The organism is Campylobacter sp. P0085, assembly GCF_002139495.1.
GTDB classification, from domain to species: Bacteria; Campylobacterota; Campylobacteria; order Campylobacterales; family Campylobacteraceae; genus Campylobacter; species Campylobacter devanensis.
In genome coordinates this window covers 301,499-316,235 of the sequence record NZ_MJKB01000001.1, presented here as the reverse complement: position 1 = coordinate 316,235, position 14,737 = coordinate 301,499, and the positions used below count along the sequence as shown (strand labels likewise).

Sequence of the window (14,737 nt, the reverse complement as noted above, 5' to 3'; positions counted from 1 at the left end):
GTAATATTCCAAAATTATAAAATTTAAAATTATCAAATTCCTAAATTCTCAAATCTCAAAATATTACAAATCTATCTCAATACAAATAGTTGCTTACCAACAAAGCAACTAAAATGCCCTTTGGTATGAGAAGTCTATAAGCTCATTTTTACCCTCGCTAGCAGCTGCGTATAGAGCGAAATTTGGATTGCGTAAAAGCTCCCTACCATAGGCTACTATATCGCAGTATCCGCCCTCTATCATCTGCTCGCCCTGCTCTTTAGTAGTGATTAATCCTACTCCAATAACTGGTATATTTACCACCTCTTTAATAGCTTTTGCATAACCTGCTTGATACATAGGCTTAAGTTCTGGAACTAGGCTTGGCTTAGTTACCACGCCACCGGCCGATACACTGATATAGCAAGCACCTAGCTCGGCACATTTTTTGGCTATGATTTTGCTATCTTCTATGGTATTTCCGCCCACCTCCCAATCATCAGCGCTAATGCGAACACCAAATGGGATAATAGGTGAAATCTCTTGAGCAATCAAGCTTAGAAGTCGCATTCTATTATCTATACTTCCGCCAAATTCATCATCTCGTTTATTGGTTAATGGGCTTAAAAACTCGCTAATCAAATACCCATGCGCTGCGTGTATCTCTACGATATCGTAATTAGCGGCCTTGGCTCTTATAGCGGCATCTTTAAATTTAGTTACAATCTCATAAATTTCTTGAGTGTTTAGCGCCTTTGGATGCTGGTATTCAGGGCTAAAGCATATTCCACTAGGACTTAATATATTATCACAAGTCCCCTTGGCTCCGGCGTGTCCTAGCTGCACGGCTGTAGTTTTGCAAGTATATTTTTTAATCTCATAATTTAGCTTAGCGTGTGCTTCTATTTGATTATCACTCCATAAGCCTAAATCATTTTTAGATATACAACCCTCTGGTGATACCGCTGTGGCTTCAACGATGATAAATCCAACTCCACCAAGCGATCTAGCCGGATAGTGTAATCTATGAAAACATCGTGGCAATCCGCTATAATCCCTAGCCTTATAAACACACATTGGTGGCATAGCTATGCGGTTTGGAAGTGTGAAATTACCAACTTTAATAGATTCAAATAATATAGACATTAGTTCTCCTTTAAACATTTTTCTATCGGTATTATTATGCCGTTTTGGTCTTTAGAGACAAAGCTACTGGTGCCAAATTCATAATTAAATTTCGCACTCGTAACATTATAATCTCCGCATTTTATAATCTCTTTTGAGTTAAATTTATACAAAAGCTCATTTATATCAATGCTTCTTTGATTATCCATCTCATTATATAAAAACCCAATAAAAAATATAGCACTACAAAGCGCTAAAATAGATATCTTGGATTTTAAATTTAATTTATCGTTAAACACAGCAAGAAAGATCAAAATAGCAAGGATAAAAACTAAAAAAAGCAAAATTCTCATCTCTCGCCTCTTAGCTGATAGCTGATATCTCCGGCACCAAAGCCGATCACAAGGCCACTAGCTAAGCTATGTTTAACGCCAAAATTATCAAAAAATTCAATACTATTGCCGTTGCGTTTAATGCTATCAGCAAATAAAGCACCCTTAAACTCGCTCTTTAAATCTATATTATTTGGCTCTTCACCAGCGGCATAAACAGGCAATACCACAAGCTCATCAACATCGCTAAAACACGCTTTAAATCCATCTAAATTTGCCATTAATCTTGAGTATCTATGTGGTTGGAATATCGCTGTAATGCTCTCAAGTCCAAGCAACCTTGCATACTCTTTAGCACTTTTTAGAGTCGCTTTAATCTCTGTAGGATGATGACCATAATCATCGATTAAAGCGAATTTCTCATTAGCTACTAATATATCAAATCGCTTTTTTATCCCTTTAAATTTCTTAAGATTTTCCCTAACTTCTTCAAGTCCCATCATAGAATTAGCCGCCAAAATAGCAAGACTCGCATCCACAGCGATATGCTCTCCCATGCCCCAAGCCTCGAATTTACCAAGTCCTTTGAGATGAAAACTTGTATATGGCTCATAATTTCTAAGCACCATTTGAAGATTGGTTATATCGCCTTTTTCTAATCTAATAGCGTCCATTTTAATAGTGCTTAAAAACTCATCTTCAGCATTAATAATACGAATCTTAGCTCTTTCTAAAAAGCCCTTATAAGCAGCATGAAATTTCTCAATATCATTATCATAATGCTCCATATGTTCAGGTTCAGCATTTGTTACAATAGCTAAAAATGGATTGGAATTTAAAAAGCTACTATCACTCTCATCAGCTTCAAATATCAAATTATCACTAGCTTCATACTTCATATTTGAGCCAAATTCTTTACTTATAGCACCAATTATAGCGCTACCTTCCATAAGGGCTGCAAGCATAGCTGAAGTGGTGCTTTTGCCGTGTGCTCCAGCTACAGCAAATACTCTTTTACCCTCTAAAATAAACGGCAAAGCCTCCTTCCTTGATAGGCACTCAATGCCACGCTTTCTAGCCTCTAAAAGTTCTACATTATCACCTTTAATTGCAGCACTATATACTACAAAATCAGGATCTTCTATAGCACTTTTACAATGTGGAACGGTGATTTTCATACCGCTAGCTCTAAGCTCTTTAGTAATAGCACTATCAGCAATATCAGAGCCACTGATTATAAAATCACGCTCTTTTAAAAACCTAGCAATCGCTGAAATTCCAATCCCGCCAATACCGATGAAATGAACTTTTTTCATATATTTAATCCTAATAACGCTTCAGCTTTTTGACGGAATTTCCATATTGAGCGAGCTTGTGTAATTAGCTTTTTATCTATATCACACATTAGCATTCCTTCATTTGCATCTAGACTACTCTCGATCTCCCCATGTGGATTTATAAGCATAGTTTGCCCATAAAACTCACTCTCAACCTCGCCAAATTTAGTTTTGCCAAGACGATTTACACGAACGATATATATATTATTTGTAAGCGCTCTCATCTTTAAAAGTTCATTCCATCGCTCATTAGAATTTAGCGTACAAGCGCTTGGCAATAGCACGCAATCGACCTTTTTAGCTACAATCTCAGCCCAAATTCGATCAAAATGCGCCTCAAAGCCAAAAACAACCCCAAATTTAATCCTATCAACACTAAAACTCATTATCCCAAAGCTATCTTTTTTAGAGTAGAATTTCGCCTCATTCCAGTGAGGATAGTCTATTAAAATATTTTGCTCTTCATATTTTGTGCTTTGTGGGCTAAATTTAGCTACGACCTTTTTACACTCTTTGCCTTTGATTTGTAAAAGTGGCGCGATAATTGTTAGATTGTATTTACTTGCCATCATTGATAAACTAGTTCTTTTGTGTTCGCTCTGCTCTTTTATCATAGATTTTGGCATCTTTATAATCTCATTAAAAAACGAATTTATCACATACTCGCCAAGCACTACTACGCTAGCGCCACCTTTAGCTGCTAAATTTAAATAATGATCGATTCTTGAATCGCTCATAGCCAAAGTATACAACTGTAAAGCTGCTACCTTACTCACTCTCTTCTCCTATTTGAGTAATCTCTAGCTTAGCATTTTCTAGCATATCTCTAGCTTCATTTACTAGCTTTAATCCATCTTTATATAGTTTTATACTATCACTAAGCGCTAAATTCTCATTATTTAAACTCTCTAAAAGCTTCTCAATTTTATCTATTTTATTTTCAAAACTCTCACTCATCTAATGCCTTTTTAATATGTTTTTCTATCTTATCTATCTCGACTAAAAATGCGTCATGTCCATAATCACTATCAACGCATATATATCTTCCTCTATGCCCTTGACCTATCTTAACTAGCGCTTCATACATCTCAAGCATCAAATTTGGCGGAAACAAAATATCACCACTAAATGAGATAAATGTTAGCCTAGCACGAGTAAGCATCAAAGCTTCATTAAGTGAGCCGTAGTGCCTAGTACAATCGAAGTTATTCATCATCTTAACAACATATAGATATGATAATGGATCAAATCTTTTAGGGAAGTTATTGCCATTATACTCCATATACCTATCTACTTCAAATCTACCTAAAAGCTCGTATAAACCATCAGTTTCTACATATTTTCTACCAAATTTTTTATCCATTGTAGCAGGACTTAAAAAGCTAATATGCCCAGCCATTCTACCAAGTGCCATACCTGCTAGGCCATTTGCTGTTATATCATCTTTATCATAGTAGCCGCCTTTAAAATTTGGGTCTTTTACTATGCCTTCAATAGCGATTTTATTAAATGCAATAGCCCAAGCTTTAGTAGCATATGTAGTAGCTAACATTATCACTCTTTTGGCGAAATTTGGAAACTCTATAGCAAAGCACAAAGCTTGCATTCCCCCAAGGCTACCACCTACTACTGCATATGCTTCTTTAATTCCGAGCCTATCAAATAGTCTCATTTGCGCCCTAACAACATCGCTAATTACAAGAACAGGGAATCGAAGTCTATACTCTTTTTTAGTGCTTGGCTCTATACTCAAAGGATTTGTAGAGCCAAATGAACTTCCTAAAATATTTACACAGATAACAAAATATTTAGTAGTATCAATAATCTTTCCATCACCTATTACACCATCCCACCAGCCAGCTTTTCTATCGCCTTCATAAATTCCAGCGGCATGAGCTGAACCAGTGAGTGCATGGCATACGACTATAGCATTGCTTTTATTCTCATTTAGTTTGCCATAGCACTCATAAGCTAAATCAAATTCGCTTAAAATTCGCCCGCTCTCTAAATGCAACGGCTCATCAAAATGCTCTACAGCTCTATATATTTCCACTAATTTACTCTATAATTTGGTGCTTCTTGAGTTATGATAACATCGTGAGCATGACTCTCTTTTAATCCTGCACTTGTGATCTCTACAAACTCGGCTTTATCTTGGAAAGTTTTAATATCGTTGCTACCGCAATACCCCATTGAGCTTCTTAATCCCCCAATTAATTGATGAATCACATCACGAATTGTACCAGCATATGGCACACGACCTTCGATCCCTTCGGGAACTAGCTTATCTTGAGCGGTGCCTTCTTGAAAATATCTATCACTGCTACCCCTTGTCATAGCACCTATACTTCCCATACCTCTATAACTTTTATATTGACGGCCTTGGAAGGTTACTAACTCACCTGGACTCTCATCACACCCAGCAAGTAAGCTACCTACCATAATGCAGCTAGCGCCGGCCGCTAAAGCCTTAGCAAAATCGCCACTATATTTAATACCGCCATCAGCTATAATAGGCACATTAAATTCCTTAGCCGCCTCAGCACAATCGCTAATAGCTGTAATTTGTGGCACTCCAACTCCTGCTACAATTCTAGTAGTACAAATCGAGCCTGGCCCAATACCTACTTTCACTCCATCAGCTCCGGCTTTGATTAGATCTATTACAGCTTTAGGATTTGCTACATTACCTACTATGATATCTACTCCAGTTATTTGAGATTTAATCTCTTTTAAGGTATCTATAATCCCTTTGCTATGGCCATGAGCAGAATCCATCACCAAAGCATCAACCCCAGCTTCGGCTAAAGCTTTGGCTCTATCTATTTGACCAACGCCAATTGCTGCAGCCACTCTAAGGCGACCAAATTTATCTTTATTAGCGTTTGGATACTCTTTGCGTTTTTTAAGATCTTTAATGGTTATTAAACCTTCTAATTTACCATTATTATCTACTATAGGTAGCTTTTCAACTTTATTTGTAGAAAATATCTTTTGCGCATCATCCAAAGTACATCCCGATGGAGCGGTAATGAGTGGGGTTTTTGTCATCACTTCGCCTACTTTTTTACTATAATTATGCTCAAATCTCAAATCACGATTTGTTAAAATCCCTATTAATACACTATTTTCATCAATTACTGGCACACCTGAAATTCTATAATCACTCATTAACTCCAAAGCATCTTTGATACTAGCATCAGCGGTGATTGATATAGGATCCATTATTACACCACTTTCACTTTTTTTAACCTTTTTTACCTCTTTTACTTGCGATTCTAAATCCATATTTTTATGGATAACCCCAATTCCACCAAGCCTAGCCATCATAATAGCAGTTCTATGCTCTGTAACTGTATCCATTGCTGCTGATACTATAGGTATATTTAACTCAATATTTTTACTAAATTTAGATCTAATATCAACTTGTTTTGGTAAGATATCAGAGTATTGTGGGACTAATAAAACATCTTCAAATGTTAAGGCTCGTTTTATGATTTTCATACTATTTTCCTTTTATTATATTCTCTAAGCTTAAAGCTGCGTCTAAAACTGTCTGTTCTTGCCACGCTCCACCAATTAATTGAGCTGAGATATTTAGTCCATTCTCATCATTTGCTACTGGCACAGTGATAGCTGGCAAACCTGCTAAATTCACCCCAATAGTATAAATATCGCTCAAATACGCACTCAAAGGATCTTTTAGTTCACCAAATTTATATGCCACAGATGGCGCAACTGGCATTAAAATTATATCTACTTCATTTAAAATCTCATCATATTCACGCTTGATAAATGCTCTTGCCTTTTGTGCTTTTATATAGTAAGCATCATAGTAGCCGCTACTTAAAACAAATGTCCCAAGAAGCATTCTACGCTGAACTTCAGCTCCAAAGCCCTCACCCCTAGTATTCGCATACATCTGCCCTAAGCTATCAGCCTTGGCTCTATTGCCATATCTTACACCATCATAGCGACTCAAATTTGCACTAGCCTCAGCTGTAGCAATGATATAATATGCGGCAATATCATATTTAGAATTAGCTAACTCTTTATAGCAAATTTCATGACCGGCATTTTTTAACTTATCTATGGTTGAATTTAATGCATCTTTAACTGGAGCGCTTGCTTCATCAACATAGTTTTTAATTACAGCTATTTTTAATTTTCTATTTGGATTTAAATTTGGAGCCACTGGAGTAAAATCTACATTTGCACTAGTGCTATCTAGTTTATCATGTCCAGCAATAACATCATATAATATTGCAGCATCTTCTACATTTTGCGTAATTGGCCCAATCTGATCTAAGCTACTAGAATAGGCACTAAGTCCATATCGACTGACCCTACCATATGTAGGTTTAAAGCCCACACAACCGCAAAACGCCGCTGGTTGGCGTATGCTACCACCCGTATCACTACCAAGAGCCGCTATAGCTATACCGGCTGCTACGGCCGCTGCGCTTCCGCCACTACTTCCGCCTGGAACTCTAGAGTGATCAAGCGGATTTAGCGTTCTACCATAATATGAACTCTCAGTAGTGCTTCCCATAGCAAACTCATCCATATTTGTTCTACCAAATGGAGCTAAACCAGCTAAGATTAGCTTCTCAATTACAGTTGCGTTATATGGTGCTTTGTAGCCTTGTAAAATTTTTGAACAGCTTGTAATTGCCCAATTTTTTACTTGAATATTATCTTTTATAGCAATTGGCACACCAGCAAAACTCTCATCAATTGGACTATTTGTCAATTGCTCAACATATGCACCTATCTCTTTAGTTTTTTCTATTTTATTAATCAGCTCTTTACGAAGTAGCTCTAGATCGCTAGAGCTTAACTTCATAGCCTCTTTTAGACTTATCACTCTTTCTCCTTATATATATTAACCAAAATTATTCCTACAGCAGTAACGGCTAGTAAAACTGCAATTGTAACAACTATAGTTATAACCCCAACTGGTTCAGTTAGCACTCATCACCTCAGCACATCTAGGACATAGACACTCATCACTTTGAGCGCTAAATTTCCAGCATCTTGGGCATTTAAATTTAGCCGAACGAGCAACAACGAATCTATGATCATCTACTACAAACTCTGCTAAAATATCACTATCAACTCTAAATACTCCAAAATTACTTACCATATACCAATCAGCTACTTCATCTTTATCAAGAGCCAATATAGAATCACTGCTAGTTTGAATTTCTAATTCTAAAGTAGCTTTAATTAGCTTATCTTTTTTTAGATTGTCAATAATTTCATTAAATTTCTCTTTACTCTCTCTAAGCAATGTATCATCGATTGCACTATCAAATTTAATTGGTTCATAAACTAGATCAAAAACATCGCTTTTACCATCTTTGATTATACTAGGTGCATACTCCATAACCTCATCTACTGTATATGTAAGAGTTGGAGCAATAAGCGGTAAAAGCGCCTTAGTTATTAAAGCCATAGCAGTTTGCGAACTTGCTCTTTTAGTGCTATTTGCAGCATCGCAGTATAATCTATCCTTGCATATATCTAGATAAATACCACTTAAATCGCCGCTTAAAAAATTTAATAAAATATTAAATCCTTTTGAATACTCATAATTTTTAAAACAGCTACTAACTTCATTAAAGCACGCACTTGCCTTGCCTAAAATCCATCTATCTAGCAAACCAAATTCATAATTAAATTCTTTTAAATCGCTAATATTGGCTAGTAAAAATCTTATAGTATTTCTAATCTTTCTATACTGTTCGGCTACTTGTTTTAAGATATCATTGCCTATTTTTAAATCACTTGAATAATCACTTAAACTAACCCATAGACGCAAGATCTCAACACCAAATTCCTTAGCAACTGCATCTGGAGCTATTACATTGCCTTTGGATTTACTCATCTTTTCGCCATTTTTATCTACGGTAAATCCATGAGTTAATACGCTTTTATATGGTGCTTTTTCATTTACAGCACAGCTTAATAGTAGAGAACTTTGGAACCACCCACGATGCTGGTCGCTTCCTTCAAGATACATACTAGCACTATATTCACCAGCGTCATAATCACTGCTATTTAACACAGCATTCCAAGTTGAGCCACTATCAAACCAGACATCTAAAATATCGCTAATTTTTTCTAATTCATCAGCTTTAAATTTAGATCCATTAGGTAATAGCTCTTCAATACTCATACTCCACCAAGCATCAGCACCTTTTTCATCAAAAATCTTAGCTATATGATCTAAAATTTCACTATCAAAAATAACCTCTTTAGTAGATTTAATCCTAAAAAATGCAATTGGCACACCCCAATCACGCTGACGACTAATACACCAATCTGGACGATTTTCTATCATTGATGATATTCTTTTAATCCCAGCTTCTGGATAAAATTTCACACTATTTAACGCCTCAAGAGCGGTCTGACGCAGAGTTTTACCACTTAATTTTGGCTCATCCATAGCAATAAACCACTGCTTTGTTGCTCTATAAATTACAGGTTTATGCGTTCTCCAGCAAAATGGATAACTGTGAGTAAATTTACTTACTTTAACTACTGCATCACCTAAAAGCTCTATAATTTTCTCATTAGCTTTAAATATATGCATACCTATAAACTCATCTACAACATCTGCTGGCAATAAACCATTATGTTTTAGCGTCTCATCATATAGCCCAGCCTCATCAACTGGCATTATAACCTCTATGCCATATCTAAGACTAGCAAAATAATCATCTTCTCCATGACCAGGTGCAGTATGGACTAATCCTGTACCGCCATCCATTAAGACATGCTCGCCAAGAATAAATTTAGACTCTCTGCCATTAAGTGGATTTATAGCGTGTAAATTTTCTAATTTTTGCGAATTAAACTCACTAATAATCTCTCCACTTGTAATGCCTTGAGCTACTAAAACCTCAAGTAAAGGCTTAGCAAAAATTAATTTCTCTTTTGTAATACAGTAAATTTCATTTGGATTTAAACTAATTGCTTGATTAGCTACTAATGTCCATGGAGTAGTAGTCCATATTACTGCTTTAGCATCTTCAACTCCTATTGCTTTAGATGCTGATTTTGATAATTCAAAAGCTACATATAGACTATAATCTTCTTTATCAGCATACTCTACTTCAGCCTCAGCAAGCGCGCTTTTAGCAGCCCAGCTCCAAAATACAGGCTTACTTCTTTCTATTAAAAGACCTTTTTTAGCCACTTCGCATAGAGTTCTATATATATTTGCTTCAAATTTAAATTTCATCGTCATATATGGATCTTCCCAATCCCCTATGACGCCAAGAGATTTAAACTCAGCTTTTTGAATCTCTATAAATTCACTAGCCCAGTCTCTACACTCACTTCTAATAGCTACGGTACTCATACTCTTTTTTTTATCACCAAGTTTCATCTCTACTTGTTGTTCAATTGGTAATCCATGACAATCCCATCCTGGAGTAAATCTAACACTCTCTCCAAAAAAGTAGTGAGTTTTAACTATTATATCTTTTAAAATTTTATTTAATGCGTGACCTATGTGAAGGTGACCATTTGCATATGGTGGGCCATCATGAATATTAAAACTCGCAGATGCATTTTGACGAGCTTTTTTCATCTTATCATAGACTCTATTTTTATCCCATTTTGCGTATCTTGCTGGTTCATTTTGTGGCAAATTGCCTCTCATTGCAAAATCAGTAACCGGCAACAAAAGAGTATCTTTATAATCCATATAACACCTTTAATAGTAAAAAATTTTTTGATTTTAGCAAAAAGTATATAAAACTTAAGTAAAAATTGCCAAATTTAATCTATATAAATTTTTATAATTCAAATTTAACCTATCAAATGCTATTTTTAAGCAAACTTTTTGATTATTATGATATAATCACCGCTCAATTTTATATACCGCTCAGGAGGTCAAATATGGCTTTAGATACGGCTAAAAAAGCTCAAATAGTTGCAAAATTTGCTAGAAAAAGTGGAGACACAGGCTCTTCAGAAGTTCAAATTGCACTGCTAAGCACAAGAATAGCAGAACTAACAGAACACCTAAAAGTAAATAAAAAAGACTTTAGCTCAAGATTAGGTCTATTAAAACTAGTTGGTCGTCGCAAAAGACTATTAAAATACCTAAAAGCTACTAAATATGAAACTTATACTAAATTAATAGCTGAACTAGGTCTAAGAGATAAATAATTCATAAGCCCTTTTTAGGGCTTTTTTACTTCTATACACTATAAAAATCAATATCTATTAAGCAAAAAAATTGTAGAATACTAGCTTAAATTTAAATTTAGGAATTTTTATGCTAGGAATGGGAATCGGTGAAATATTAATAGTCGCCATTATTGCTGTAATAGTCTTAGGTCCTGATAAACTACCAAGTGCTATGGTTAATATAGCAAAGTTTTTTAAGATATTTAAACAAACTATAAATGGAGCTAAAAGCACATTTGAACAAGAAATAAAAATAGCTGAATTAAAAGAGGATGCTAAAAAGTATAAAGATAGCTTAACTAGCGGCATAGATGGAGTAAGAAAAAAGCTAACATTTGAAGAGCTTGATGAGTTAAAAAGCAATGTAACTAATATAGCAGGTTCAACACAAAAATCACTAGCTGATATACAAAATGAGATATCAAATTTAAATCCTATAAATAAATTAAATGCTGGTTTTGACTTTAATGATGAAGAAGATCAATCACAACAACCCAAAAATACAATAACTGATAATCCAGCAAATATAAGCAATCCTCCAAAACCAAATTTAAGCTCATTAAATAGCATAAATAGCAACCTAAATTCTAACCAAAAAGAGCTAAAAAATGAAATTCAAAACACAAAAGAGGCATAATGTTTGAAGATTTAAGACCGCATTTAATCGAGCTTAGAAAGCGTTTGTTAATTAGTGCATTATCAGTTATAGTATGTTTTATTATATGTTTTAATTTTTGGGCGCCTTTGCTTGATTTTATGACTGCGCCACTTAAGGCTGTATTGCCAGATAATAGCAACATCATATTTACTCAAGTAGCTGAACCATTTTTTACAGCGATGAAAGTAGCATTTTTTGCTGGACTTTTGCTTGCATTGCCTATAATCTTTTGGCAATTTTGGCTTTTTGTCGCTCCAGGACTATATGAAAATGAGAAAAAATATGTGATTCCATTTGTGCTAAGCGCTACAATTATGTTTATTGTAGGGGCTGCGTTTTGTTACTATTTTGTAGTGCCTGTTGGCTTTGCTTTTCTTATAAATTTTGGTGGGACACTATTTCAAGCGCTCCCTAGCATTGGTGATTATGTAGGGTTTTTTACTAAGATTGTAGTGGCTTTTGGGATTAGCTTTGAGCTACCAGTTGTTACATTTTTTTTAGCTAAGATTGGTATGATTACTGATGAGAGTTTAAAGGGATTTTTTAGATATGCGATTGTTGGGATATTTATTTTTGCAGCGATTATGACTCCACCAGATGTGCTTAGTCAATTTATGCTAGCTATTCCATTAATTGGACTATATTCTTTATCAATTTTAATAGCTAAAATGGTAAATCCAGCACCAAAAGATATAGATGAAGAAGAAATTGATGATGAAAAATAATATATTTGATCTAGATAGTTATGATTATGAGCTTCCCTCTAGCTTAATTGCATCATCTCCAGCTAATCCAAAAGAGAGTGCTAATCTATTAGTGTATCAACGCTCTAACAATAAAATAACGCATACAAAATTTGGTAATTTGATGGAATTTTTACCAGATTGTGATATTATTTTTAATGATACTAAAGTTATCAAAGCTAGAATCTATGGCAAAAAATCAAGTGGCGGAGCTGTAGAATTATTATTAAATCAACCTTTAGGCCAAGGTAAATTTAGCACTTTAATTAAAGGTCGAGTAAAAGCTGGGACAATTTTAGAATTTGATAATGGGCTAAGTTGTGAAGTTATAGAGCTTTTAGATGAGTATCGAATTGTTAAATTTAATCAAAATGGTAATGAAATTAAAACAGAAAATTTATACCAAATTCTAAATCAAATAGGACATATCCCACTCCCTCCATATATCAAAAGATCTGATCAAAAAAGCGATGAGATATGGTATCAAAGTATATTTGCTAAAAATGATGGAGCAGTAGCTGCGCCAACTGCTAGTTTGCATTTTAGCCAACAAATGATACAAGATATAAAAAACAAACACAACATCTCATATATTACTCTACACGTAGGAGCTGGAACATTTAAAGGTGTTGAAGTTAGCGATATTAGAGAGCATAAAATGCATAGCGAGATCTATACTATAAGCGATGAGACAATAAATACTATAAATAGCAATAAGCCTATTCTTGGCGTAGGAACGACAGTTACAAGATGTATTGAATACTTTTATAGAACTGGAGTAAAAGATGGACTATGTGATCTATTTTTACATCCAGCTAATCCACCACAAAGACAAAACTATCTATTAACTAATTTCCACTTACCAAAATCTACATTAATTATGTTAGTAGCAAGCTTTGTGGGCTTAGAAAATGTCAAACAAATTTACAAACAAGCTATAGAAAAAGAGTATAAATTTTACTCCTATGGTGATGCGATGTTGGTGATATGATGAGAATTTTATTTTTACTTTTAATGGCTGAATTTGCAATGGCAAATAGTGTAGATATTAAGGAATATGTCGCTTTTAGCGTACTATTTTTCTTTGTAATGCTACTAATCGTAATTAGCAGGAAACCAGTACAAAATAGAAATCAAAAACTAATCCGTACATCAGATAAAAGATTAGCTAAACTAAATTTAAGATTTTTCCATAATAGGCTTGAAAATGGTGATATTATCGAGCGCTTGGGGTTATTTTTTAGAGTACTTCATGATAAAGCTGCGCAAAACCAAAATATCATAATCTTTAACTACCCTCCAAGACAAGCTAGGTATTTTAGTGCAAATTTTAAAGCTATCACAAATGCAACTCATAATATTCTTTGTTTTGTAAATAAAAGCATAAAAAATAGCTCAATTTTATTTACTATCAAACCAACCAAAAATCCAGATGAATATCAAATTTCAATTAAAACTTCAGCTCAAATGAATACTAGTGAGATTATAAGCGCATTAGAATATAAAAATAGAAATATAAATTATAAATTTCTCTCTATCGCTTCAAGCTATGCTGAACAAATCGGTTCAAAGATTGAATTTAGCGTAAAATCCAATAGCTCAATCTTTTCATTTAACGCTACAATGCATCAGCTAAAAGAGCCGCAAATCAGCGAACCAAATGAGCAAAAGAGTGCCTTAGTAGCCTATGAGAGTCAGACTGGATTTTTTGCTCTTGTGGCTGGACTTAGTATTTTTGGGATATATATCCAACCAGAATCAAGCTGGGAGAGTGTTAAAAACCATATAACAGATATGCTATATAAACCTGATTTTTTATTTATTCAAGCAAAAATTGTTAAAAAACTTCCATATAATGAGTTGAATTTAATCAAAGAGTGGCAAAAGATTAAGGGCTTTAAGATTATTATAATAAGTGATAATTCTCATTTTGATGATGTCGCAAGTAGCTTTGGCGATACAAAACTATACCAACCATATACTATAGATGAGTTAGCTAGCGTAATTTGCTAGCTATTCCATCTCTAGACGCATTAGATACATATCTTCACCGCTAATAACATCTAGCGAATTTGAACCACATTTTGGACAAAGAAACTCATTTTCTAAAAGCACACTTTGAGCACCGCACTCGTTGCATTTAATCGTAATATCTTTTGGATGAATTATAAGCTTAGCGTCTGAACAGATTGTATCTGCTTTAAAAGCATCAAAAGCACTTTGTAAATAGTGTGCTTCTACTCCGCTTAATCTTCCTATCTCAATCTCTACTTTATTTATCTTTGTAGCATTATGCTTCATAGCATTTGTCTCGCACAATTTAAATAGATCTTGGACTATAGCTAGTTCATGCATTGA

At 34.6% G+C, this 14,737-nt stretch carries 15 protein-coding genes; 5 read left to right on the top strand and 10 right to left on the bottom strand.

Annotation, left to right across the window (positions count from 1 at the left end; translation table 11 throughout):
* Positions 1-108: 108 nt before the first annotated feature.
* From CIGNP85_RS01645 to ileS, 9 genes are all read right to left on the bottom strand, one after another.
* Entirely contained in the window at positions 109-1,125 is a 1,017-nt protein-coding gene (locus tag CIGNP85_RS01645; protein ID WP_086286718.1) for an oxidoreductase, read from the bottom strand.
* Complete coding sequence (locus CIGNP85_RS01640) at positions 1,125-1,457, bottom strand: hypothetical protein (protein WP_086235783.1); 333 nt, start codon at positions 1,455-1,457, stop codon at positions 1,125-1,127. The genes CIGNP85_RS01645 and CIGNP85_RS01640 overlap by 1 nt, the downstream gene beginning before the upstream one ends.
* Positions 1,454-2,752 (bottom strand): UDP-N-acetylmuramate--L-alanine ligase, encoded by a 1,299-nt coding sequence (gene murC / locus CIGNP85_RS01635; protein ID WP_086286717.1) that lies wholly within the window; start codon positions 2,750-2,752, stop codon positions 1,454-1,456. Before murC ends, CIGNP85_RS01640 begins: the two co-directional genes overlap by 4 nt.
* Positions 2,749-3,549, bottom strand: a complete 801-nt coding sequence (locus tag CIGNP85_RS01630) for a carbon-nitrogen hydrolase family protein (RefSeq protein ID WP_086286716.1) — start codon at positions 3,547-3,549, stop codon at positions 2,749-2,751. The genes murC and CIGNP85_RS01630 overlap by 4 nt, the downstream gene beginning before the upstream one ends.
* A complete protein-coding gene (gene xseB / locus CIGNP85_RS01625; RefSeq protein ID WP_086224145.1) occupies positions 3,542-3,730 on the bottom strand; it encodes an exodeoxyribonuclease VII small subunit in 189 nt (62 codons plus the stop codon). The genes CIGNP85_RS01630 and xseB overlap by 8 nt, the downstream gene beginning before the upstream one ends.
* On the bottom strand, positions 3,723-4,826 hold the full coding sequence (gene metX, locus CIGNP85_RS01620) for a homoserine O-acetyltransferase MetX (protein ID WP_086232431.1): 1,104 nt from the start codon (positions 4,824-4,826) through the stop codon (positions 3,723-3,725). The genes xseB and metX overlap by 8 nt, the downstream gene beginning before the upstream one ends.
* A complete protein-coding gene (gene guaB / locus CIGNP85_RS01615; protein WP_086245669.1) occupies positions 4,826-6,277 on the bottom strand; it encodes an IMP dehydrogenase in 1,452 nt (483 codons plus the stop codon). Before guaB ends, metX begins: the two co-directional genes overlap by 1 nt.
* 1 nt (position 6,278) lies before the next feature.
* Positions 6,279-7,640: an Asp-tRNA(Asn)/Glu-tRNA(Gln) amidotransferase subunit GatA gene (gene gatA, locus CIGNP85_RS01610; protein ID WP_086286715.1), complete on the bottom strand. Its 1,362-nt coding sequence runs from the start codon at positions 7,638-7,640 to the stop codon at positions 6,279-6,281.
* 96 nt (positions 7,641-7,736) lie between these two features.
* Entirely contained in the window at positions 7,737-10,490 is a 2,754-nt protein-coding gene (ileS, locus tag CIGNP85_RS01605; protein WP_086286714.1) for an isoleucine--tRNA ligase, read from the bottom strand.
* Between the two features lie 194 nt (positions 10,491-10,684).
* Between ileS and rpsO the strand changes: the two genes are divergently transcribed.
* The 5 genes from rpsO (at position 10,685) to CIGNP85_RS01580 (ending at position 14,392) form a co-directional block, all read left to right on the top strand.
* A complete protein-coding gene (rpsO, locus tag CIGNP85_RS01600; protein WP_086224655.1) occupies positions 10,685-10,957 on the top strand; it encodes a 30S ribosomal protein S15 in 273 nt (90 codons plus the stop codon).
* Between the two features lie 109 nt (positions 10,958-11,066).
* Complete coding sequence (gene tatB / locus CIGNP85_RS01595) at positions 11,067-11,615, top strand: Sec-independent protein translocase protein TatB (RefSeq protein ID WP_086226472.1); 549 nt, start codon at positions 11,067-11,069, stop codon at positions 11,613-11,615.
* On the top strand, positions 11,615-12,361 hold the full coding sequence (tatC, locus tag CIGNP85_RS01590) for a twin-arginine translocase subunit TatC (RefSeq protein WP_086243038.1): 747 nt from the start codon (positions 11,615-11,617) through the stop codon (positions 12,359-12,361). The genes tatB and tatC overlap by 1 nt, the downstream gene beginning before the upstream one ends.
* A complete protein-coding gene (gene queA / locus CIGNP85_RS01585; protein WP_439097963.1) occupies positions 12,333-13,370 on the top strand; it encodes a tRNA preQ1(34) S-adenosylmethionine ribosyltransferase-isomerase QueA in 1,038 nt (345 codons plus the stop codon). The genes tatC and queA overlap by 29 nt, the downstream gene beginning before the upstream one ends.
* Positions 13,370-14,392, top strand: coding sequence for a hypothetical protein (locus tag CIGNP85_RS01580; protein ID WP_086226474.1), 1,023 nt, complete (start codon positions 13,370-13,372; stop codon positions 14,390-14,392). The genes queA and CIGNP85_RS01580 overlap by 1 nt, the downstream gene beginning before the upstream one ends.
* On the opposite strand, the gene hypA is transcribed toward CIGNP85_RS01580, so the two are convergent.
* Complete coding sequence (gene hypA / locus CIGNP85_RS01575) at positions 14,393-14,734, bottom strand: hydrogenase maturation nickel metallochaperone HypA (protein ID WP_086224132.1); 342 nt, start codon at positions 14,732-14,734, stop codon at positions 14,393-14,395.
* Between the last annotated feature and the right edge of the window lie 3 nt (positions 14,735-14,737).